Origin of the sequence: Oceanobacillus iheyensis HTE831, from assembly GCF_000011245.1 — a bacterium.
Taxonomy (GTDB): Bacteria; Bacillota; Bacilli; order Bacillales; family Amphibacillaceae; genus Oceanobacillus; species Oceanobacillus iheyensis.
Genome location: NC_004193.1, coordinates 1,690,872 through 1,714,725 on the forward strand (window position 1 = coordinate 1,690,872; position 23,854 = coordinate 1,714,725).

The window sequence follows — 23,854 nt, forward strand, 5'->3', positions numbered from 1 at the left end:
ATCATGATGGAATCACTTATAGAACAAGCAGAACAAGATTGTTCATTACAGCAAAAAGATATACAAAAAAATGTAGAAATTAACCAAAAGCGTGTGCTTAATGCATTTCGTCATCATCGCATCAGTGATAGCCATCTCCAAGGAACGACAGGGTATGGATACGATGATATTGGAAGAGATTCTTTAGAAGCGGTTTATGCGGAAGTTTTTGGGGGAGAAGACGCGCTCGTTCGACCTCAATTAGTCTCTGGAACACATGCTATTACGACTGCTTTATTTGGTGTACTTCGTCCAGGGGATGAGCTAGTTTATATTACTGGCAAGCCATACGACACAATGGAAGAAGTAATAGGGAAGCCTGGAAAACAAGAAGGGTCGTTACATGACTTTAATATCGGGTATCGTGAAATTCCTTTACTTGCTGATGGTTCGGTGAATTACAAGCAAGTGAAAGAAAGTTGGACAAGCAATACGAAGGTAATTGCTATTCAACGTTCGAAAGGATACGATGAACGACCGTCTTATACTGTAGACCAAATTAGTGAAATGATTCAATTTGTAAAAGGAATTGATCCGTCTGTTATCGTATTTGTTGATAATTGCTATGGAGAATTTACGGAAACAAAGGAACCACTCCATGTAGGAGCAGACTTAATGGCGGGGTCACTCATTAAGAATCCTGGTGGGGGCTTGGTCCGCGCAGGTGGATATATTGCTGGAAATAAAGAGTTAATTCACCTTTGCGCTAATCGTTTAACTGCACCAGGGCTTGGTAAAGAAACCGGAGCGTCATTAGGGATGTTACAAGAGATGTACCAGGGGTTTTTCCTGGCTCCGCATACGGTTGGAGAAGCGTTAAAAGGAGCGATTTTAACTGCTAGATTTTTAGAGTTAGCAGGATTTAATACTTCTCCGTCGTATTTAGAAAAGAGAACCGATTTAATTCAAACAGTTATATTTGACGAAGCAGATCAAATGATTGCTTTCTGTCAATCTATACAAGAAAATTCTCCGATCAACTCTTATGTAAAGCCATATCCAAGTGATATGCCAGGATATGAAGATCAAGTCATCATGGCTGCCGGGACATTTATTCAGGGGTCCAGTATCGAGCTTTCTGCTGACGGCCCAATTCGTGCACCTTATACTGCTTATGTGCAAGGCGGATTAACTTATACTCATGTTAAAATTGCGCTATTAGAAGCGGTGAAATCCTTAAAAGATAAGGGTTTAGTTTCTTGAAATTAGGGAAAAAGTAAAGGGACAGACAATTTCATGTTAGAAATACTAACATTTGTTTGACATATAAGCTGACGTTGAATATAATAGGATTATAAATGAAAAGGGGGTCATCTTTTGAATGATAAAGATCGGCGTTCCATGCCCTTATTCTCTATTGGTATTGTTATCAAACTCACAGAATTGACAGCACGCCAAATACGATACTATGAAGAGAATGAATTAATTGCACCCGAACGAACCAAGGGAAACCAACGTTTGTTTTCATTCAATGATGTTGACCGTTTACTTGAAATAAAAGATTTACTCGATAAAGGCTTAAATATGGCAGGAATTAAATTGCTGTTAGTTGAAGGTAGAAAAACGGAAGAAACATCTAAAAAAAATGACAGCAACATATCTGACAGGGAACTTCGAACTATTCTAAGGAATGAATTGAATGAAGCTGGAAGAATGGGGAAAACAAGTATACGTCAAGGAGAATTAGCTCGTTTCTTTACGAGCCAACATCAGTAGTAAATTAGAAAAATGATTGTTACGAAATGTAGCGTAGTAAGATTTTTTCTGATCATAAAAATCTAATTTAATTTATAGGAGGAGAACGAATGGGTAAGTCATTTACGAAAGACGAAGTTATCAAGCAAATTAAAGAGGAAAACGTTAAGTTTATTCGATTACAATTTACGGATATGCTAGGAACAATTAAAAACGTGGAGATTCCATACAGCCAGCTAGATAAGGCTCTAGATAATAAAATGACGTTTGACGGGTCTAGTATTGAAGGTTTTGTACGTATAGAAGAATCTGATATGTTGTTATATCCAGATTTGGATACTTTTGTAGTATTTCCTTGGACTTCTGAAAAAGGTAAAGTAGCACGTTTTATTTGTGATATTTATAATCCAGATGGTACTCCGTTTGAAGGTTGCCCACGTTATAACTTGAAGCGTAACCTTAAAAAGATGGAAGAGTTAGGGTTTGATGCATTCAATATTGGTACAGAACCAGAGTTCTTCTTATTTAAATTAGACGAAAAAGGTGAACCAACTCTTGAACTAAATGACCATGGTGGTTATTTTGATCTTGCACCAACGGACTTGGGTGAAAACTGCCGTCGTGATATCGTACTTGAATTAGAAGAAATGGGCTTTGAAATTGAAGCTTCTCACCACGAAGTTGCTCCAGGTCAGCATGAAATTGACTTTAAATATTCGGACGCTGTAAAACACGCCGATGACATCCAAACTTTTAAACTAGTAGTTAAAACTATTGCTAGAAAGCATAATCTGCACGCTACTTTCATGCCGAAACCATTATTCGGTGTAAACGGGTCTGGTATGCACGTGAATATGTCCCTATTCAACGGGAAAGAAAATGCATTCTACGACACAAGTGGTGAGCTAGAGTTGAGCAATACTGCTTATCAGTTTATTGCTGGTATCATTAAGCACGCTACAAACTTTACAGCAGTTACTAACCCTACTGTAAACTCTTATAAGCGTCTAGTACCAGGTTATGAAGCACCTTGTTATGTTGCTTGGTCTGGTTCTAACCGTAGTCCGTTAATTCGTATTCCAAGCTCTCGTGGTCTAAGTACACGTATTGAAGTGCGTAGTGTAGATCCGGCTGCTAACCCATACATGGCTCTATCAGTACTACTTGCATCAGGATTAGATGGTATTGAACAAGGTTTAGAAGCTCCAGAATCTGTAGATCGCAACATCTATGTTATGGATAAAGCTGAGCGTGAAGCTAATGGTGTTCAAGATCTTCCGGCAACATTGAAAGATGCGATGGAAAACTTGAAAAAAGATAAGATTCTTGTTGATTCTCTTGGTGAACACCTATTCGAACACTTTATTGAAGCAAAAGAAATTGAATGGGATATGTTCCGTACAACTGTACACCCTTGGGAACGTGAACAATATTTATCAAATTACTAATCTTGATAAAAAAGTGTATTACACAGGTTGGGTAATTCCGAGTTAGTAGATTCTTTCTACCCGACAATTATTATTACATTTTGAAGATACTGGCAAAGTACTTATCGTGCTTGTCAGTATCTTTTTTGTATTTTATGAAATGTACTTATAAAATGCATCTAATCCAATAAGTAAATATTTGTGTATCTGAACAATATTAAATCAATCAGAATATAATTAAAAAACTTGGGTTTAATTTTTATTTGTTAAATTATTCGAATTTAAAATTAAATTTATTTTATCAATAAGTTATTAAGATATAGGAAATAAGCCGTTTTAATGGAAAGCAGTTCTCGAAATCAATGTAGTTATTTATTTCTAATTATCAAACTTTTTTAAATTTACTGTTGACTTTGTTATTTTTTAGCGGTAAAATGCATACAATTCACATTGTATTACTATGAATTATATTCATAAGAGAAGACGCGATTAAACCGAATTCAATCTGCATGTATTATAACGTCTAGGAGGGATGTTAAATGGGTGGCTATTCAGTTACCTATAGTAATTTTGTTAAGGATCCATATAAAGACTGGTTTCCTGACGATGAGACGAATGGTGCTTCAAAAATATTGCAATGGGCTTATGAAGTATATGGAACGGATATCGTATATGCTTGCAGCTTTGGAGCGGAAGGAATGGTGCTGATCGATCTCATTTCGAAGACACAAAAGAATGCTGATATTGTCTTTCTTGATACTGATCTTCATTTTCAGGAAACATATGACCTGATAGAAGATATAAAAGTGAAATACCCAACACTCAACATTCATATCAAGAAGCCTGATTTAACGTTGGAAGAGCAGGCAGCCGAACATGGTTCAGCTTTATGGAAGCGTCAGCCAGACCAATGCTGTTATATTCGTAAAATTAAGCCATTAGAGGATGCATTAAGTGGTGCACCAGCATGGATATCTGGTCTACGGAGAGAACAGTCCGTATCAAGAAGCAAAACAGATTTTATAAACAAAGATGAACGGTTTAAATCTATCAAAGTTTGTCCCTTAATTCATTGGACGTGGGACGATGTATGGGAGTATATCAAAGACAATAACTTACCGTACAATGAATTACATGATAATGGATATCCGAGTATTGGGTGTATTCCTTGTACTTCCCAAGTGAGTGATTCCTCTGATTCACGTGCAGGAAGATGGGCGGGTACCCAAAAGACGGAATGTGGTCTCCATACTTCCGATTAATTACTGGAAAGTTCTTTATTTTTAAGAAGATGCCTTTTTTATAAAATCCGAGTAAATTGATATGTAAACTTATGAAATTAAAAATTACTTGATGTATCTATAACGTGAGGTGGAATATATTGCTGTTACAAGAAACAAACAGTCCGTTTAATAAAGAACAGTCTGACTATCTTAATAAGTTACTACCGACGTTAACGGAGAGTCAGCGTATTTGGCTAAGTGGTTACCTGTCAGCTAAACAGTTAGCTGACAGTGATACCAAAGCCCAACAATCAACCAATCCGATTTTAGCCCATGAACAGTCATTAAAGCCAGTCAATGAAACAAAGTTAAGGGATGTAACCATTCTTTATGGTTCAGAGACTGGAAATGGAGAGACAATTGCAAAGGACTTGGGAGAAAAAGTAGAATCAAGAGATTTTAAAGTCACTATTTCCTCTATGGATAACTTTAAAGCGAAGGATCTTAAGAAAGTGCAGGATATTTTCATCATTACAGCAACGCATGGTGAAGGTGATCCTCCTGAGAATGCAATATCTTTTCATGAATTTCTCCATGGTAGAAAAGCACCGAAACTGAAAGATGTTAGGTTCTCTGTTCTCTCACTTGGTGATCAGTCGTATGAATTCTTTTGCCAGACTGGAAAGGAGTTTGATAATCGTTTAGAAGAGTTAGGAGGGGATAGGCTCTATCCGAGAGTAGATTGTGATGTGGATTTTGATGACCTGGCAGCTGAATGGATAGACGGCGTACTTCATGAATTATCTAAAGCAAAATCCGCGCATGATCCAGAGTTATCCGAGACCTCTACAGAAATTGATACGGAAGGTCCAGTCTATTCAAGAACGAATCCATTCCACGCGGAAGTGTTGGAGAATTTGAATCTTAATGGTGAAGGATCCAATAAAGAGACGTATCATATGGAGTTATCTATTGAGGATGCAAATTTTGAATTTGAGATAGGGGACAGTCTCGGTATTTATCCTAAAAATAATCCTGATATGGTGGAGCAGCTTATCACTGGGTTGAATTTCGAACCTGAAGGAAGTGTATCGATTAACAAACAAGGAGAAAGACGATCGTTACGAGAAGCATTGTTGACCAATTTTGAAATATCTAGAATCACAAAACCTTTATTGGAAAAAGCTGCACAGTATTTCAATAATAATAATCTAAAGGATCTTGTAACGCCGGAAAAAGTCGAAGAACAAAAAGCCTATATCCAAGGCAGGGATGTCATCGATTTAATTACGGATTATCCGCCAGTGGATATGACACCAGAAGAATTTATTCAGATTCTAAGGAAAATGCCGGCAAGATTGTATTCTATTTCAAGCAGTTTTAGAGCAAATCCGGATGAAGTACATATCACTGTCGCAAAAGCCATTTATACAGGTAACAGGCAAGAACAGGCTGGTGTTTGCTCTGGACAATGTGCGGAAAGGGTAACCCCTGGAGATCTATTGCCGATATACATCCATCGTAATCCGAATTTTAAGTTTCCAAATGATGTTGATACACCTGTAATCATGATTGGACCTGGCACAGGAGTGGCACCCTACAGATCCCTGCTAGAGGAACGTGAAGAAATAGGAGCAAATGGCAGAACTTGGCTATTTTATGGGGATCAGCATTTTGCCACTGACTTTCTCTATCAAGTAGAATGGCAAAACTGGCTGAAAAAAGGAGTACTGACCAAGATGGATGTGGCCTTCTCGCGAGACAGTGCGGATAAAGTGTATGTGCAACATCGAATGTTGGAGCATAGCAAGGAACTTTTTCAATGGTTGCAAGATGGAGCAAATATCTATGTATGTGGAGATGAAAAGTATATGGCAAATGATGTTCACCAAATGCTTTCAACAATTATTCAAAAGGAAGGAAGATACAGTTTTGAGGAAGCAGAAGCATATTTGACTGATATGCGAAAACAGAAACGATACCAACGAGACGTGTATTGAAATAAGTATACGAAAAAGGAGTTGAAAGAGTGACGAAATCTAATATTTCTAAAGATAACGGTCCATTGGATGAAGTGGAGGGTATTAAGGAGAGAAGTAACTTTTTGCGGGGCACCATTGCAGAGGGATTGGAAGACCGAATTACCGGAGCGATTTCAGATGAAGATAATAAACTTTTAAAGTTTCACGGGAGCTATCAACAGGATGATAGGGATTTACGTGATGAAAGACGTCGTAAAAAACTAGAACCGGCATACCAGTTTATGATTCGTGTGCGTACTCCAGGAGGTGTCACGACGCCTGAACAGTGGCTGGTGATGGATGACTTAGCTCATAAATATGCAAATGGATCAATGCGGTTAACCACCAGACAAACATTTCAACTACATGGCATTGTGAAATGGGATTTGAAGAAGACCATGCAGGGTATGAATCAGGCATTGATGACCACAATTGCAGCATGTGGGGATATAAATAGGAATGTCATGTGTAATGTTAATCCAGAACAGTCAGATGTACATGCAGAGGTATATGAGTGGTCGAAGAAAGTTAGTGATCACTTGTTACCGGAGACCAATGCTTATCATGAAATTTGGTTGGAAGACAAGAAGATTGTAGATAGCCGTGAAGAAAGTGAACCAATCTATGGATCGACCTACCTTCCTAGGAAATTCAAGATTGGTATTGCGGTTCCTCCATCGAATGATATCGACATTTATTCTCAAGATTTGGGCTTTATAGCAATCGTGGAGGAAGGGAAATTGTTGGGCTTTAATGTTGCTGTTGGCGGGGGTATGGGAATGACCCATGGTGATACAAATACCTATCCACAGATATCTCGGGTAATCGGGTTTTGTGTGCCTGAGAAGGTCACCGAAGTTGCTGAAAAAGTAGTAACGATTCAAAGGGATTTTGGAAACCGTTCGAACAGAAAAAATGCTCGTTTTAAATATACGATTGATAGCAGAGGAATAGATTGGTTTATAGATGAATTGAACGAAAGGTTAGGTTGGGAGCTAGAAGGCAAACGACACTATGAATTTGATTCTAATGGCGACAGTTATGGATGGATAGAAGGAAAAGATTATTGGCATCTAACCTTATTTATTCAGAATGGCCGAATAAAAGATGTTGAGGATTATCCGTTAATGACGGGGTTACGAGAAATTGCAAAGGTGCATACAGGCGACTTCCGTCTGACTCCGAATCAAAATCTTATAATCGCAAATGTATCCAGTGATAACAAGAAACAAATCAATGATCTGGTAGAAAAATTTAATCTTACTGAAGGAAAGACATATTCCGGGCTTAGGAGAAATTCAATGGCATGTGTTGCATTCCCAACATGTGGGCTTGCCATGGCGGAATCAGAAAGGTACTTGCCGGAGCTTTTGGATAAAATCGAGGTCATACTTGACGAATCAGGTCTTCGTGAGGAAGAAATAGTCATCCGTATGTCAGGTTGTCCAAATGGTTGTTCACGTCCTGCATTGGCCGAAATCGCCTTTATTGGAAAAGCTCCTGGAAAATACAATATGTATTTGGGCGGGAGCTTTAATGGAAGTCGGCTTAACAAACTTTACAAGGAAAATATAGGCGAAGAGGAGATTCTGAACACATTGCGCCCTATATTTATAGACTTTGCTAAGGATAAACAGAAAGATGAACACTTTGGTGATTTTGTGATTCGTGCTGGATACGTGGAAGAAGTTAAATCTGGTTTGGATTTTCATTCTAGCAAGGAAGACGTACGTAGTTGATAACGACTCTGGAAGGGAAGTGAAAGAATGGGGAAGGTTTATTTAGTTGGAGCCGGTCCTGGTGACCCGGAACTGATTACGCTCAAAGGCTTAAAAGCAATTCAGCAATCTGACATTATCTTATATGACAGACTAGTGAATGAGGAGTTATTAGGCTACGCTTCTAAGAATGCCGAGTTGATATATTGTGGTAAGAGTCCAGAACACCATTCACTTACGCAGGACAATATAAACAAATTACTCTGCGCATATGCGAAGGAGGATAAAATTGTCACGAGACTAAAAGGCGGTGATCCGTTTATCTTTGGGAGAGGTGGGGAAGAAGCGATGGTTCTAAGAGAAAATGGATTGATTTTTGAAATCATTCCTGGAATTACTTCTGGTTCCGCTGCTCCTACCTATGCTGGTATACCTTTAACCCATCGGGACTACAGTTCTTCCGTATCTTTTGTATCTGGGGTTAGTAAAACTGGTGAGGAGCATGAAAGATATTGGGAACATCTTGCGAAAAGTTCAGATACTCTTTGCATTTATATGGGAGTGAAAAGCTTACCAGAGATTTGTGAACGATTAATCCGCTATGGCCGTCATTCCACAACACCAATTGCAGTTATTCATTGGGGAACGACTGAAATGCAACAAACCGTCACAGGGACATTGGAAGATATCACCCATGTTACAGAAAAGTTAAAAAATCCTTCCATGATTATTATCGGTGAAGTAGTGCGACTTAGGGATGAGATTCAATGGTTTAATGAGGAAACGATAGAACACTTTAATCCAGAAGTGGTTATTGGATAGTTGGGAGGTGCAGTTGTGCAAGGGGTGCTTTATGTCAGTCACGGTAGTCGTATACCTGAAGCAACAGCAGATGCAATTGCTTTTATTAATCAAGTGAAAAAACAGATTGGTATTCCATTGCAGGAAACTTGTTTTCTGGAAATTTCCGAACCAGATGTCGGGCAGGGCATCAATAAGCTCTTAAAAAAAGGAGCGACGAAGATTGCTATTGTACCTGTCCTCCTATTACGTGCCGGGCATTACTATCAGGATATTCCAGAAGAAGTCGAACGAATTAAAGTTGAATTTCCTTCTATACAATTTACCTATGGGGAACCACTTGGCGTACAAACCCGTTTGACGAATGTTTTGGCAGAGCGGGTGGGAGAAACAAATATTAAGGTCCGTAAAGGTTCAAAAATCCTGCTTGTTGGCCGGGGAAGCCGTAGCCCCCAAACGAAAAAAGATATTGAGCAAATTGCATCGAATTTGCAGATGAAAATGAACGTGCATGTCGATGTCTGTTATTTGGCTGCGTGCAGTCCTTCGTTTGAACAAGGATTAAGGTCCTCATTGGAAGAGGAAGGTTACTCACGTGTTTTTGTCCTACCATATTTATGGTTTACAGGGGTATTGTTTCAATCTATGGAAAGTGAAATCAACAATATGGAGAAGAAGGAAAAGAATTTTATTCTCTGTCGTCAATTGTCTGATCATCCAATTATGGTCGAAGCATTGAAAGAACGAGTTTTAGAAGCAATTCATTCAAATACAAACTTATAGAGGGGAGGTTAGATAATGGCTTTCACTCCACTGATGATTGATTTAAGTGACAGGCATGTCGTAATAGTCGGCGGAGGAAAAGTAGCTCTTCGCAGAGCAAAAACACTTTTGGAAAACAATGCTGTTGTAACGGTGATAAGTCCGAAAGCAGTGGAAGCTATTGTATACCTATGGCAAGAAGGACAATTACTTTGGAAAGAGAAAGTTATTGAAGCCACGGATCTTAAAGATGCTTTTCTTATTATTGTCGCTACGAATAATCCTATCGTTAATCAACATGTAATCAACTGGGCACCAAAAGAGTCACTGATCAATGCTGCAGCAGAAGTGGAAAAAGGAAATGTTGCTTTTCCAACTTATTTTAGAAGAGGACATCTCTCTGTTAGTGTATCGACGAATGGAGCAAGCCCGCAATTCGCGGTCAAAATGAAAGAAGAGCTTGAACGTTTATATCCTGAAGACTACGGAGATTATATCCATTTTTTATCTGAATGCCGACAGCTTATTAAGAAATCTCTATTAGATAAATTTCAGCAGAAGTTGCTATTGAAAGAGCTTTTGTCGGAGGAATATTTAGACAAAGATAGGCAGAGAAGGTTTATTGAATGGTTCAAGAAAAATGATAGAAAGAGTGAATCAGATTGATGGAGAAGGAAGCTAAAAGAATTGGCATCGCAGCGAGCCGAAGATCAGATGAAATCGCAGCGCTTGTTAAAAAGATTGGTGGAACTCCTATAGTATTTTCCATTCAAGGAGAACAGATTTTAAATAATGAAACGAGTGAACATGATGTCTTTGAACTGATTGACAACGCTTTTGACTTTGTTGTGTTGACTACCGGTATAGGAGCTTCAACATTGGAAGAAGCTTCATTGCGTGTCAGTCGTTTCCCTGAATTTATCTCGAAGCTCAGTAGTATTCCGTTGGCTATACGTGGTAGTAAAACGGAGAAATGGCTGAAGCGTCATTCCCTGGATGCGAAGGTTGTTTCAACAGATGGAACGATGCAAAATCTACTATATTCCTTGCAATCAGTAATAGGAGGGAATTCCAAGACAGTTTTTTTGCAGACATATAATGAGGACGATATTGTATTAAAAGAAAAACTTGAAAATCTAGGCTGTAATGTATATATGTCAAAGCCATATCGTTACAGAAATCCAGATAAAGAAACGATAGCTAAATTGGAGTCAAATATAGTCGAGCAAAATCTCGAAGCCGTAATTTTCACGAGTAAAACCCAGGTCAAAAACTTATTTCAAATGGCGTCTGATACAGCGTTATTGACAGAAGCCTTTAATAAACATGTAACGGCTGTAGCAGTTGGAAAAGTAACCGCCAATCAGCTGAATCAATATGGTGTTAGCCGAGTGGTTCAACCTGCAAATCAAAAGATGGGTGCTATGGTAATCGAACTTAGGGATTATCTTTTAAAAAATACTAATTAATAAAATGATGGAGGTTTTGCATTTGAGTTCTGTAGAAATGAAAGAACAGGAGAATATTCTGCCTCATGGTGGTGAGCTCATCGATAGGGAATTAACAGGAGATCGAAAAGAGTCATACCTACATAAATCAAAATCGTTGCTCGCTTTAAAATTAGACGCATGGAGTTTGTCGGATTTAGAACTTATTGCTAATGGTGGTTTTAGCCCGTTAACCGGATTCATGGGGGAGGAAGATTATCAAAGCGTCATTGAAAATGTTTGTTTAAAAGATGGAACAGTTTGGAGCATTCCTATTACATTGGCAGTAAATAAAGAGCAAGCAGATTCCTATGATATTGGTACATCGATTGCTCTGTTTGGAGAGGACGATATTTTATATGGTGTGCTTGAGTTGGAAGAAAAGTATACCTATGAGAAGGAAAAAGAAGCAAGTCTTGTCTATGGCACTACTGATGCTGCGCATCCTGGTGTTAAAAAACTGTACGAAAAAGGAGATGTGTATTTAGCTGGACCGATTTTCATGTTGAATCGACCAAGTCACGACAATTTCGAAAAGTTTTATTATGATCCGAAAGAAACAAGGAAAATGTTTGCTGAACTAGGATGGAAAACAATTGTTGGCTTCCAAACACGGAACCCGGTTCATCGTGCCCATGAATACATTCAGAAAAGTGCTTTAGAATCTGTGGATGGATTGTTATTGAATCCATTGGTGGGTGAAACAAAATCAGATGACATTTCTGCGGAAATACGTATGGAAAGCTATCAGGTTATTCTTAAAAATTATTATCCCGAGAACCGAGCAAGACTTGTTATTTATCCAGCGGCAATGCGATATGCCGGACCAAAGGAAGCAATTCTCCATGCGATTGTCCGAAAAAACTATGGATGCACACACTTTATAGTTGGTCGAGATCATGCTGGTGTAGGGGATTACTACGGCACTTATGAAGCGCAAGATTTGATATCCCAGTATGAAGAAAAACTTGGTATACAGATATTTAAATTTGAACATGCATTTTTTTGTACCAAATGCGAGAATATGGGCACTGAAAAAACGTGTCCACACGGAAAAGAGTTCCACGTTCATTTAAGTGGTACCAAGGTCCGTGAGAAGCTTCGCAACGGTGAGCAGCTACCCAAAGAATTTTCCAGACCAGAGGTTGCCTCTGTACTGATGAAAGGATTGAGCAAGAACAATACAAATTAAAGGGTGTTTCCCGTGTCAGCAGAAATGATATTCGTACTCCTTATGGTTATTGCCATGTTGGGAGCATTGCTTTTTGAAGTGGCAAGTCCATCGATTGTTGTGTTCACGGTACTTACTGTTTTCCTGATAACGGGCATTCTTAATCCCTCTGAAGCTCTAAGCGGCTTTTCCAATGAAGGGATGATTACTGTTGGTCTCCTATTTGTTGTGGCAGGAGCAGTAAAGAAAAGTGGGATACTTGAAGATATTATGAAATCATGGATGGCAGGAAGCCATAGAATGATAGATTCTGTGGCACGCTTTTTCATTCCTGTATCACTTCTATCAGGATTTCTCAATAATACACCTATTGTCGTAACATTTATGCCGATCGTTAAAGGCTGGTGTGAAGAAAGGGGTATTGCACCTTCGAAGTTTTTGATCCCCCTTTCTTACGTGACAATACTAGGTGGAACCATTACTGTTCTTGGAACGTCTACCAATTTGGTAGTTCACGGAATGCTAATCGATTATGGTTATGGTGGTTTTACTTTATTTCAGCTGGCAATTGTCGGTATACCGATTACTATAGTTGGTCTTATCTATATTTTTACGATTGGTTCCAAACTTCTTCCGGAGAATAAAGGCCTTCAACAACAAATTGATGAGGATCCACGTGAATATTTGGCAGAACTGATTGTGGATCAGTCTTTCCCATACGCCAATCAAAGTATAAAAAATGCTGGATTACGAAATTTGAAGGGATTATATTTAATTGAAATTATTAGAGATAAAGAACGGATTTCTCCTGTCAGACCAACTACAATAATCCAGACAGCTGACCGATTAATTTTTACTGGATTGATCGAGACGCTTAGAGATGTCCAAATGACAAAAGGTTTAACATTACGAACAGGGACAGATTTGGAACTTAGAGAACTGAAAAATGGTAATTCCGAGATTGTAGAAGTTGTTATAGCACATCAGTCTTCGTTGCAATCAAAAACGATCAAACAATTAAAGTTTCGCTCGAAATTTGAGGCAGGTGTGATAGCTGTTCACCGAGAAAGTGAGCGAATCGCAAGCAAAATTGGAGACATTGTTCTAAAACCAGGAGATACGTTATTACTTCTAGCTGACAAAGATTTTGTTAGAAAGTATAAACATTCGAAAGACTTCTATATCTTAACTTCTCCGGATACTACTGAAACGTTAAGGATAGACCCTATTAAAGGTTGGTTCACTATTATCCTGTTTTTTGGGATGATAGCACTTGTAACGTTAGGTGTATTCACCATGTTTAAAGCGATGACGATGGCAGTTGTTTTATTACTACTGTTCAAGGTAATAAAACCGGGGGAAGCAAAGAAATATATACATTTCGACGTATTACTTTTGATTGCAAGCTCATTCGGTATCGGTTTGGCCATTACTAAAACAGGGTTAGCTGAATATATTGCAAAAGGCATATTGATGTTGGGAAAGCCAGCTGGTTTGGTAATTCTCTTACTATTGATTTATATTTTGACTAATATTTTCACAGAAATAATTACGAATAGCGCGGCAGCAGTATTGATGTTTCCTGTTGGAATGGAAATGGCAAGGAATCTTCATGTTGAACCAATGGGGTTTGCAGTAATAATCGCCATCGCTGCTTCTGCCAGTTTCATCACTCCAATTGGCTATCAAACAAATATGATTGTATATGGTCCAGGGGGTTACAAGTTTATAGATTATGTAAAAATAGGGACACCATTAAGTCTGATAGTGATGGTATTGACTGTTAGCATTGTCAGTTACTGGTGGTATTAGGAGGGGAAAACATGAATAAATCTACGAATATCGTATGGCAAAAAACCAGTGTAAAGAAAGCAGATAGACAACATTTGAATAACCATAAAAGTGCTGTATTGTGGTTTACTGGATTATCGGGGTCTGGTAAATCAACCTTATCTTCAGCATTGGAAAAAGAATTGTTTTCGCTTGAGACACACACCTATCATCTTGATGGGGATAATGTTCGACATGGGTTGAATAAGAATCTTGGATTTAGTCCAGAAGATCGGGAAGAGAATATTCGTCGTATAGGAGAAGTTTCCAAACTGATGGTTGATGCGGGCTTAATTACACTGACAGCATTTATCTCCCCTTACCAAGAAGACAGGGATCATGTGAGAGCAACTCTTGCGCAAGATGAATTCATTGAGATTTACGTGAAGTGCAGTCTGGATATGTGTGAAGCAAGAGATCCAAAGGGCTTGTACAAAAAAGCTCGATTGGGAGAAATTAATAATTTCACTGGAATTGATGCGCCGTATGAAGAACCACTTCATCCGGAAATTGTAATCGATACGGAAAACCAATCAATAGAGGAATCCGTTCAAACCATCATTCATTATTTAAAAGATAAGCAATATATCTAAGTCATGCGTTGACAATCGAGTTAGACGATCTACATTAATAAGAAACATTAAACCTTTATATGAAATATCATCATAACTATACAAAATTATTTACTCCATACTAATATTGTATGATTAAGAACTGCTTCTAAAATAACTTCGTATATCCTGGTGAACCTCCTAATAATCGGGGGTTCACCAATTTATTCTTCATAAATAAAGAGTCTAATCCATTTTCTTTTTTCTATCTTTTTTCTATGGTTTTGCAAAAGTAGTAAATAATCTATTTAAAAAATATTATAGATAAAGTAGAATCGTAGATGCTTTTGATTTTAATTCCACTTATTATATATATAGTAATCGATGTAAGCCATGAAAGGTTATTATATTAGAATTATCTGTGTATTTAAAAGTGGATTGACATTATTATTATTCAAGAGTAAATTCAATATTAAAACCAAATATGACGCCTTTTTAGTCGCTGAAACTGTTGCTTTAGTATTGTGCAGTGCGGGGGACCCATTTTTGGCAATAAAACATTTGTCTTGGGGTGAATCTAAATATTTAGAAGGGATACTTTATGTCCCTAATCCGACAGCTAACCTCGTAAGCGTCATAGGGAGAAAAGGTCTTATTTCTAGACCATTTCTTTGTAATGGTTTTTTAATGTCAAAGGAGTGGTGAAAATGCCAAGAAGAATTAGTGGGAAGAAGAAACAATTTATTGTCATTGGATTAGGTAGTTTTGGAGGAAGTATTACCAGAGAGCTTTATTATTTAGGGTGTGATGTTTTAGCTATTGATAAAGACATCGAAAAAGTTAAAAAGTATATGCCGTATACGATCCATGCTGTCCAATTAGATAGTACAGACGAAGAAGCGTTAAATAGTCTTGGAGTATCCAATTTTGACCATGTTGTTGTAGCAATTGGAGATAATATTCAATCAAGTGTACTAACCACTTTAATCCTTAAAGAATTAGGGACAGATAAAGTATGGGTTAAAGCTGAGAATAGACATCATCAAAATGTCCTTACTAAAATCGGAGCAGATTTAGTTATACACCCTGAATCAGATATGGGTTTAAGAGTAGCACATAACATGGCGTCGGAGAAAATTGTTGATTATATAAATTTATCAAATGAATATAGTATTGTAGAATTAGTTGCTTCTAAAAAAATTCACAATAAAAGTCTATTAGAATTAGATTTAAGAGCAAAATTCGGTGTGACTATCCTAGCAATAAAAACAAAGGAGGGAATTAATGTCTCTCCGCATCCTGATGAGATTATTCCAGAGGGATCTATTCTAGTAACTATGGGAAGTAATCAATCTATACGAAAATTTGAGGAAAAGGGGATATAAATGATGAGTCGCTTTCCAATATTTTGGAAACTTTCACTAAATCCTCCTCAGATTTTAACATTAGGGTTTATAGCAGTAATAATAGTAGGTACATTTTTATTAACCTTGCCGATTTCAACTTCGGAACCAATCAGTGTAATCGATGCTTTATTTACAGCGACTTCAGCAACCACTGTAACAGGGTTAGTCGTACTCGACACAGGTACGGAATTTACACTTTTTGGTCAGATTGTGATAATGATTCTGATACAACTAGGTGGTCTGGGGTTAATGACATTTGCAATAATGATTGTCTTGATCCTAGGTAAGAAAATAGGACTACGTGAAAGAATACTCGTGCAGGAATCCTTTAATCAATCAACACTTGGTGGGTTAGTAAGACTTGTTAAATCACTTTTAATATTTACATTTTCTATGGAAATAATTGCAACAGTCTTGTTATCTATTCGTTGGGTACCAGAATATGGATTTGGTGGGCATATTTACAAGTTTGTTTCATGTAGTTTCTGCCTTTAATAATGCTGGATTCTCGCTTTGGTCAGATAGTCTAATGGGCTACGTCGGCGACCCGGTAGTAAATATAATCATAACTTTTCTTTTTATCGTCGGAGGAATAGGTTTTACAGTTATTTCTGATCTGATGATGACGAGAAAGTATCACCAATTATCATTACACACAAAATTAATGATAATTGGTACATTATCGATTAATATAATAGCTACTATTGTAATTTTTTTACTTGAATATACAAATTCTGAAACATTGGCTAATTTAGCGTTGGATGAGAAATTATGGGCTTCTTATTTTCAAGCAGTAACACCTAGAACTGCTGGATTTAACAGTCTTGATATAGGAAGTATGAATCCTGCTACCTTAACTTTAACAATGTTTCTTATGTTTATTGGTGCTGGAAGTGCTTCTACAGGTAGTGGTATCAAATTAACTACTTTTATCGTTATTGTATTAGCTGTAAATGCTTACCTAAGAGGAAAAAAAGAAGCTGTAATATTCAAACGGTCCATACCAGGTCAAGTAGTTCATCGTGCTTTAGCTATCACAGTTATTAGTTTGTTAATGGTAATTACTGTGATTTTTTTACTAACCATAACGGAGGACGCTCCTTACCTTCACATCATTTTTGAGGCGTTTTCTGCATTCGGTACAGTAGGTTTATCGATGGGGCTAACTGCTGAACTTAGTGAAAGCGGGAAATTGCTACTATGTATATTAATGCTAGCAGGAAGAATAGGTCCGATTACCTTAGCCTTTGCTTTAGCGAGAACTTCCAAAGGGAATATAGGCTATCCAAAGGATGATGTATTTACTGGATAACAAGAAAATAGACGATTTACTTAGGTGGCTAGTCCTGTCGGGCTGGTCACTTTTTTCATATAAATACTAGAAAAGGGAGGAGAATTATATGCCATTTCGAGATTACCGGGTAACATCTCCATTTGGATTTAGAAGAGACGTGTGGTCAGGAATTGGATTTACTTTTCATACAGGAATAGACTTAGTTAAATCTCATAAAGCAAATATTCAAGCATTTACAGAAGGAAAAGTCATTTTTGCTGGTATGGGTAGGACTGGTACTGGCTTAGGTGGATTTGGAATTGTTGTACTTCTTCAAGATAAAAATAACCGAGGCCAATTATATGCTCATTTGGATAGTGTCTCCGTACAGCCTGGTCAGTTTGTGAAAAAAGGGCAAGTAATAGGTAAACAAGGTGATACAGGAAATGTAACCGGTTCCCATTTGCACTATGAAGTACGTAAAAAAGCCGAGAGTCAACCACCTTATGGTTGGACATCTGATAGAGTAAATAATTGTTTAGACCCTACGAAATATTTACAAAAATTTAGTGATAACAAGACAATTATGGAAGATATTCAAACTGGATTGAATCGGAAATATGATACAGGTTTAGCGGTTGATGGAATAGCTGGTCCATTAACAATTAAAGCAGCAATCAAAGGTTATCAAATAGAATTAAATAAGCAATTCAATGCAAATTTAACAGTTGATGGTATATGGGGACAGAAAACTAAATCTGCTACAGTAACAATAGCAAGTGGTGCTAAAGGAAATATTACATGGATACTTCAAGCAATGCTTTATATTAATGGAGAAGATCCTAAAGGGTTAGATGGTATTTTTGGCGATAATACAAATAATGCAGTGAGATCTTTTCAACAAAAAGAAAGTATTTTAGTTGACGGGAAAGCAGGAAAAGTAACTTGGGAGAAATTATTCCTGTAACTTTAATATAAATCAATAAACATCAAAGTTAAGGGGATTTTAACTTTGATGTTTATTGATTTCGTGATTTCGTATAAACATTGAATACTATACTTAAGGAGGTTTTTACATTTTAGATGGTGGAGTATTGTAATATAGTGGGGGAGCTGGTGGTAATTTAGGTGCACCTCCCCAAAAAACTGGTTCGCTTACATATTTATATTCTCCTCTTCCATCAAAACTTGGGCCATGTGCCCATCTACCTTTTTTACTTTCTTCGCCTTCTGAGAAATTAAATAGTGTATACGACACTTCTTGAAACTCTTTTGATCTAGAGAAAGTTGAAGGGACAACAATATCATTCTCCCTTTCTTCAAGTTCTCGTATTGCAGCAAACCATTGATTTTGATGATAAGTATCTCTTGCAATTAGGAAGGATAACAAATCTCTTACACCTGGATCATCTGTCATATTATATAAACGAGTAACTTGTAATCTTCCCTGTGACTCGGCTGTAAGGTTAGCACGAAAGTCCGCTAGTAAATTCCCGCTGGAAATAATGAAATTTGCAGACCAGCGATTTCCATTACTATCAGCTGGCATAGCGCCAAGTCAACTAACAATAGCATGTTGTGGGTTGGAACCACCTAATATAGCTGCTAAAGCAGGATCTGTGTCATAAGCATTTTTCTGCGTTTCAAATGGTGCATCGTTTAATAATCGAGCAATCATTGTAGCTAACATTTCTACGTGCCCAATTTCTTCTGTTCCAATATCAAATAACAAATCGCGATATTTTGGTTCTGCTCTAGAGTTAAACCCCTGGAATAAATATTGCATCATTACACTAATTTCCCCATATTGTCCACCGAGTACTTCTTGTAATTTTCTAGCAAATACAGGATCAGGTTTGCTTGGTTTTGCTTCGAATTGCAATTCTTTAAAATGATAAAACAAAGATTATTCCTCCCTCCATGTAATAACCAATTAAGTATATGCAGATAAAAAGTCTGACATTCTTATACTAAACAGATTCTTACACTATTTGATTTATGTATTAGAGAGAGGTTGAATAAGATATATAATATAAGTATATTTTTTATAAAATGAAGACAGTGATCTGGTACCATAAAGCAAGCACGATTAATAATCCGGATGACCCTAACTTAAGTATATTTTCTTTTGACTTTATATTTTTTGTTTCTAATACTTCTAACGTTGTAACAATAATTAAGATAATACATAAGAAAGGTAATGTTAAGAAATCGATATATTTGGTTAAATAATAAATACCTAGTACCATTGCTATGACAGCAGTGGGAATATAAAACCATCTTCGTTGGTAGAATTTATCTGACATTTGATCTCACTCCTCCTATTCTCTAATATTAGGATATTAGTTTGATTGCAAATTTATGTACAAACTATGTAGATGAATAATTCTTTGCATATAAAAAAAGAGTTTAGCTATAGAATTTTAGCTAAACTCTTTTTTTTAATGTATATTTCGATATAATCCAATCACTTTTCCAAGGATTGTTACATTATCATAAAATAATGGTTCCATTGTGGCATTTTCTGGTTGAAGTCGAATACGATTTTCTTCTTTAAAGAATCGTTTTACTGTTGCTTCATTCTCCTCGGTCATCGCTACAACTATTTCTCCATTCACTGCTGTGTTCTGTTGTTTAACAATTACCATGTCTCCATCTAATATGCCTGCCTCAATCATACTTTCACCATCAATTACAAGTACAAATACATTATCGTCAGGACCGGCACTTGAACTTGGAATTGGGACGAACTCTTCAATATTTTCAACAGCTGTAATTGGTATCCCTGCCGTTACTTTACCAATTACAGGTGCATACCGTGCCTCATCTTTTGGTAGTTGTTGCTCCATTTCTAAATCAATAATTTCAATTGCTCTTGGTTTAGTAGGATCTCTTCTTATATATCCTTTATTTTCCAATCTCTCTAAATGTCCGTGGACAGTTGAACTGGAAGCGAGTCCGACTGCTACGGCAATTTCTCGAACTGATGGTGGATATCCTTTTAACTTAACTTCGCTTTTAATGAAGTCAAAGATCATTTGTTGTCTTTTTGATAGTTTTGTCATCAAACGTTCACCTCTAGCATAGGTTTTTATTAATGATAGTTTATCATTTTACTATAAAATAAGCAAACACTCGTTCTAATTTTTTGTTGACAAGATCATATGTTCGGTATATACTTTTAATCAAATAAGAACAATTGTTCTGCAAACGGAGGAAAGGGGCTTTGAAATCATGCTAAAGAAAATTTACTAGAACCGATGCTTTCTATGTGGTAGCATTTGCCTTTAGCGCTCGCTTTTTTATATTTCTCTATGGTAACGAGCGGTTAATTGAAACAGGAGGAAGTTAGGATTGAAAGCAGTAGTATATTGTCGAGTTAGTACGGATAAACATACCCAAGAGTCATCCCTAATACGCCAACGAGAGGAATTGCAAACATTAGCAAGTAAGCTAGACTTTACGATTGTTGATTGTATCGAAGAACAAGCAAGCGGATACGATATCGAACGGGAAGGACTTTTTCAACTTCTTGAATATTTTTCCAGTAAAGAAGCGGATTGTTTATGTATTCAAGATGAAACTCGATTAGGGAGAGGGAATACAAAAATTGCACTTTTTCATCAATTAGGCAAACTGAATATTCCTATCTACACAGTTGCTCACGAAGGTGAGTTAGTATTAAATGAAGCGGATTCGATGGTATTACAAATTGTGGGTATTGTAGAAGAATACCAGAGAAAAATACAAAATATGAAAATAAAAAGAGGAATGCGAAGAGCGGTACGCGAGGGATATCGGCCGGAAAAAAATCTGAAACAAATCGACCAGTCTCCCGGTAGAGATCGATCCGAACTACCTATAGAAGAAATTGTTCGATTAAGACAAAACGAGCTAACATTTAATGAAATTACAAAGGTACTAAATGGTTTAGGTTACAACGTTTCGAAAGCTACTGTACACCGTAGATACCAAGAATATCAAAATACTTGAATCTGAAATCCAGGTAGAGTACGATAAAAGTCAGGATGTGAAATCCTGTCTTTTTTTATTTTAATTGCGGGGAGGTAGACACCATGTTATCTAAGGATAAGTTAGATAGAATTAATGTTTTGTCTAAAAAGTCCAAAGAAGAAGGATTAACAACTGAAGAAAAAGCAGAGCAGAAAAAACTTCGTGAAGAATATTTAAAGAATGTACGAAGCTCTTTCAAAAACCAGTTAAGTACAGTGACCGTTTTAGATCCAGAAGGTAAAGACGTTACTCCCCAAAAGCTTCGTGATTACCAAGATCGAAACAAAAAACATTAAATTCTATTAGTCATGCTTGTTGTCATGATAAATTCAATATAGAATGGATAAGTAAAGGCTTTATTTTGAAAGGGGTAGGCAAAATGTCAGGCAAGGTAGAACAATTATCAATAAATACAATTCGTACTTTATCTATTGACGCAATTGAAAATGCGAACTCAGGACACCCTGGTTTACCAATGGGTGCAGCGCCAATGGCGTACACATTATGGACAGACTTTATGAATCATCATCCAAAAAACTCTAAATGGTTTAACCGTGATCGCTTTGTATTATCAGCGGGACACGGATCAATGTTACTATATAGTTTATTGCACCTTTCTGGATACGATGTATCTATTGAAGACCTTAAAGGATTTCGTCAGTGGGATTCCAAAACTCCTGGACATCCGGAAGTACATCATACCGATGGTGTAGAAGCAACTACTGGACCTTTAGGACAAGGTATTGCGATGTCAGTGGGTATGGCTATGGCAGAAGCTCATTTAGGCGCAACGTTTAATAAAGATAAATATTCTGTAGTGGATCACTATACGTATGCCTTAGTAAGTGACGGTGATTTAATGGAAGGGATTTCTCATGAATCCGCTTCTTTAGCAGGTCACTTAGGTCTAGGTAAACTTATTGCTCTATATGATTCTAATGATATTTCATTAGATGGAGATCTAGATCGTTCTTTCTCAGAGGAAACGGAAAAACGTTTTGAAGCTTATGGTTGGCAAGTATTGCGAGTGGAAGATGGAAACGATGTAAATGCTATTCGTGAAGCAATTAAAGAAGCTCAACGTAATACGAAGCAACCAACACTTATTGAAGTGAAGACAATTATAGGTTATGGTTCTCCAAATAAATCAGCTTCTGCTGCTTCGCATGGTGCGCCACTAGGTGAAGATGAAATAATATTAACAAAAGAATATTATGAGTGGGAACATGAACCATTCCATGTACCAGATGAAGTATATGCTGATTTCCAAGAAAAAATCGTTAACGATGGTGAAAAGAAAGAAGCTGCTTGGAATCAACTGGTTGAAGAATATAAAAAATCTTATCCAGAATTAGGAGAGCAATTCGATTTAGCAATCAAAGGTCAACTTCCAGAAGGTTGGGAAAAAGAACTTCCAATATATGAGCCTGGAAGCAGCATTGCAACTCGTGCATCTTCAGGTGAAGTGTTAAATGCAGTAGCTAAAGCAGTTCCTAACTTCTTTGGTGGAAGTGCAGATCTAGCTGGATCTAACAAAACAACCATAAAAGAAGAAGGCGACTTTACAAAAGAAGATTATTCTGGACGTAATGTATGGTTTGGCGTACGTGAACACGCTATGGGAGCGGCATTAAATGGAATGGCCTTGCATGGAGGTTTACAAGTATTTGCTGGAACGTTCTTCGTGTTTAGTGATTACCTTCGCCCTGCTGTTCGTTTAGCAGCAATTATGAATATGCCAGTAAACTTTGTGTTTACTCATGATTCTATTGCGGTTGGTGAAGATGGTCCGACTCATGAACCAATTGAACAATTAGCATCTTTAAGAGCAGTTCCAAACTTATCACTTATTCGTCCTGCGGATGCGAATGAAGTACAAGCTGCATGGAGACTAGCTCTTGAATCTGAACATCAGCCAACAGCGCTTGTTCTTACTCGTCAAAACTTACCAACACTAGAAGGTACGAAGGAAAATGCGTACGAAGGTGTGAAAAAAGGTGCCTATGTAATTAGTAAATCTGAGAAAGAAACTCCAGATGCACTATTACTAGCTACTGGTTCAGAAGTTCAATTAGCAGTGCGTGCACAAGAAACATTAAAAGAAAAAGGTATCGATGTTCAAGTCGTTAGCATGCCTTCATGGGATCGTTTTGAAGCTCAAGAGGATGCATACAAGAATGAAGTACTACCAAAAGAAGTGAAAGCTAGAGTAGGAATCGAAATGGCTGCTTCATTTGGATGGGAACGTTATGTAGGTCTTGATGGCAAAGTAATCGGTATTAATCGCTTTGGTGCATCTGCAAAAGGTGATAAAGTTATTGAAGAGTATGGATTCACAGTAGAAAATGTTGTAAAACATGTGGAAGACTTATTAAAATAATAGGTCCATATAGAAGAAAGGCGATTCCATTAAGGTTTCGTCTTTCTTTTTATATT

Annotated in this window: 20 protein-coding genes, 2 pseudogenes and 1 riboswitch; of the genes and pseudogenes, 19 read left to right on the forward strand and 3 right to left on the reverse strand. The window is 37.2% G+C overall.

Annotated features, from left to right (window positions below):
• The first annotated feature begins 3 nt into the window (after positions 1–3).
• The 16 genes and pseudogenes from OB_RS08535 to OB_RS18790 all read left to right on the forward strand — a co-directional run bounded on the left by OB_RS08535 (position 4) and on the right by OB_RS18790 (position 18,371).
• Positions 4–1,242: an aminotransferase class I/II-fold pyridoxal phosphate-dependent enzyme gene (locus tag OB_RS08535; protein WP_041544136.1), complete on the forward strand. Its 1,239-nt coding sequence runs from the start codon at positions 4–6 to the stop codon at positions 1,240–1,242.
• 138 nt (positions 1,243–1,380) lie between these two features.
• Entirely contained in the window at positions 1,381–1,755 is a 375-nt protein-coding gene (locus OB_RS08540) for a MerR family transcriptional regulator (RefSeq protein ID WP_041544526.1), read from the forward strand.
• Positions 1,756–1,844: 89 nt separating this feature from the next.
• Positions 1,845–3,182 (forward strand): type I glutamate--ammonia ligase, encoded by a 1,338-nt coding sequence (glnA, locus tag OB_RS08545; protein WP_011066052.1) that lies wholly within the window; start codon positions 1,845–1,847, stop codon positions 3,180–3,182.
• 518 nt (positions 3,183–3,700) lie between these two features.
• Positions 3,701–4,423, forward strand: a complete 723-nt coding sequence (locus OB_RS08550) for a phosphoadenylyl-sulfate reductase (RefSeq protein ID WP_011066053.1) — start codon at positions 3,701–3,703, stop codon at positions 4,421–4,423.
• A 119-nt stretch (positions 4,424–4,542) separates the two neighbouring features.
• Positions 4,543–6,384: an assimilatory sulfite reductase (NADPH) flavoprotein subunit gene (locus OB_RS08555; protein WP_011066054.1), complete on the forward strand. Its 1,842-nt coding sequence runs from the start codon at positions 4,543–4,545 to the stop codon at positions 6,382–6,384.
• Between the two features lie 29 nt (positions 6,385–6,413).
• Positions 6,414–8,144: an assimilatory sulfite reductase (NADPH) hemoprotein subunit gene (gene cysI, locus OB_RS08560; protein WP_011066055.1), complete on the forward strand. Its 1,731-nt coding sequence runs from the start codon at positions 6,414–6,416 to the stop codon at positions 8,142–8,144.
• Between the two features lie 27 nt (positions 8,145–8,171).
• Complete coding sequence (cobA, locus tag OB_RS08565) at positions 8,172–8,945, forward strand: uroporphyrinogen-III C-methyltransferase (protein WP_011066056.1); 774 nt, start codon at positions 8,172–8,174, stop codon at positions 8,943–8,945.
• Positions 8,946–8,960: 15 nt separating this feature from the next.
• Positions 8,961–9,707, forward strand: coding sequence for a sirohydrochlorin chelatase (locus OB_RS08570; RefSeq protein ID WP_011066057.1), 747 nt, complete (start codon positions 8,961–8,963; stop codon positions 9,705–9,707).
• A gap of 15 nt (positions 9,708–9,722) precedes the next feature.
• A complete protein-coding gene (locus OB_RS08575; protein WP_011066058.1) occupies positions 9,723–10,352 on the forward strand; it encodes an NAD(P)-binding protein in 630 nt (209 codons plus the stop codon).
• Positions 10,352–11,155 (forward strand): uroporphyrinogen-III synthase, encoded by an 804-nt coding sequence (locus OB_RS08580; protein ID WP_231847028.1) that lies wholly within the window; start codon positions 10,352–10,354, stop codon positions 11,153–11,155. The genes OB_RS08575 and OB_RS08580 overlap by 1 nt, the downstream gene beginning before the upstream one ends.
• Before the next feature lie 22 nt (positions 11,156–11,177).
• Positions 11,178–12,365 carry a sulfate adenylyltransferase gene (gene sat, locus OB_RS08585; protein ID WP_011066060.1) on the forward strand — a complete coding sequence of 396 codons (1,188 nt, stop codon included), beginning with the start codon at positions 11,178–11,180 and terminating at the stop codon, positions 12,363–12,365.
• Between the two features lie 24 nt (positions 12,366–12,389).
• Positions 12,390–14,156, forward strand: coding sequence for an SLC13 family permease (locus OB_RS08590; protein ID WP_011066061.1), 1,767 nt, complete (start codon positions 12,390–12,392; stop codon positions 14,154–14,156).
• 11 nt (positions 14,157–14,167) lie between these two features.
• Positions 14,168–14,767 carry an adenylyl-sulfate kinase gene (gene cysC / locus OB_RS08595; RefSeq protein WP_011066062.1) on the forward strand — a complete coding sequence of 200 codons (600 nt, stop codon included), beginning with the start codon at positions 14,168–14,170 and terminating at the stop codon, positions 14,765–14,767.
• 448 nt (positions 14,768–15,215) lie between these two features.
• Positions 15,216–15,374, forward strand: a riboswitch (cyclic di-AMP (ydaO/yuaA leader).
• A 58-nt stretch (positions 15,375–15,432) separates the two neighbouring features.
• Positions 15,433–16,110 (forward strand): potassium channel family protein, encoded by a 678-nt coding sequence (locus tag OB_RS08600; RefSeq protein WP_011066063.1) that lies wholly within the window; start codon positions 15,433–15,435, stop codon positions 16,108–16,110.
• Positions 16,111–17,443: pseudogene (locus tag OB_RS08605) on the forward strand (TrkH family potassium uptake protein). It abuts the gene before it with no gap.
• A gap of 88 nt (positions 17,444–17,531) precedes the next feature.
• Entirely contained in the window at positions 17,532–18,371 is an 840-nt protein-coding gene (locus tag OB_RS18790; protein ID WP_011066066.1) for a peptidoglycan DD-metalloendopeptidase family protein, read from the forward strand.
• A gap of 105 nt (positions 18,372–18,476) precedes the next feature.
• Here OB_RS18790 and OB_RS08615 read toward each other — a convergent pair.
• The 3 genes and pseudogenes from OB_RS08615 to lexA all read right to left on the reverse strand — a co-directional run bounded on the left by OB_RS08615 (position 18,477) and on the right by lexA (position 20,469).
• Positions 18,477–19,307: pseudogene (locus tag OB_RS08615) on the reverse strand (manganese catalase family protein).
• Between the two features lie 142 nt (positions 19,308–19,449).
• Positions 19,450–19,710 (reverse strand): hypothetical protein, encoded by a 261-nt coding sequence (locus OB_RS08620; RefSeq protein WP_011066069.1) that lies wholly within the window; start codon positions 19,708–19,710, stop codon positions 19,450–19,452.
• 135 nt (positions 19,711–19,845) lie between these two features.
• Positions 19,846–20,469, reverse strand: coding sequence for a transcriptional repressor LexA (gene lexA, locus OB_RS08625; protein ID WP_011066070.1), 624 nt, complete (start codon positions 20,467–20,469; stop codon positions 19,846–19,848).
• 289 nt (positions 20,470–20,758) lie between these two features.
• Here lexA and OB_RS08630 point away from each other — a divergent pair, with 289 nt between their 5' ends.
• The 3 genes from OB_RS08630 (at position 20,759) to tkt (ending at position 23,798) form a co-directional block, all read left to right on the forward strand.
• Complete coding sequence (locus tag OB_RS08630; protein WP_011066071.1) at positions 20,759–21,397, forward strand: YneB family resolvase-like protein; 639 nt, start codon at positions 20,759–20,761, stop codon at positions 21,395–21,397.
• Positions 21,398–21,480: 83 nt separating this feature from the next.
• A complete protein-coding gene (locus OB_RS08635; protein ID WP_011066072.1) occupies positions 21,481–21,714 on the forward strand; it encodes a DUF896 domain-containing protein in 234 nt (77 codons plus the stop codon).
• An 83-nt stretch (positions 21,715–21,797) separates the two neighbouring features.
• Positions 21,798–23,798 carry a transketolase gene (gene tkt / locus OB_RS08640; protein ID WP_011066073.1) on the forward strand — a complete coding sequence of 667 codons (2,001 nt, stop codon included), beginning with the start codon at positions 21,798–21,800 and terminating at the stop codon, positions 23,796–23,798.
• Positions 23,799–23,854 lie beyond the last annotated feature (56 nt).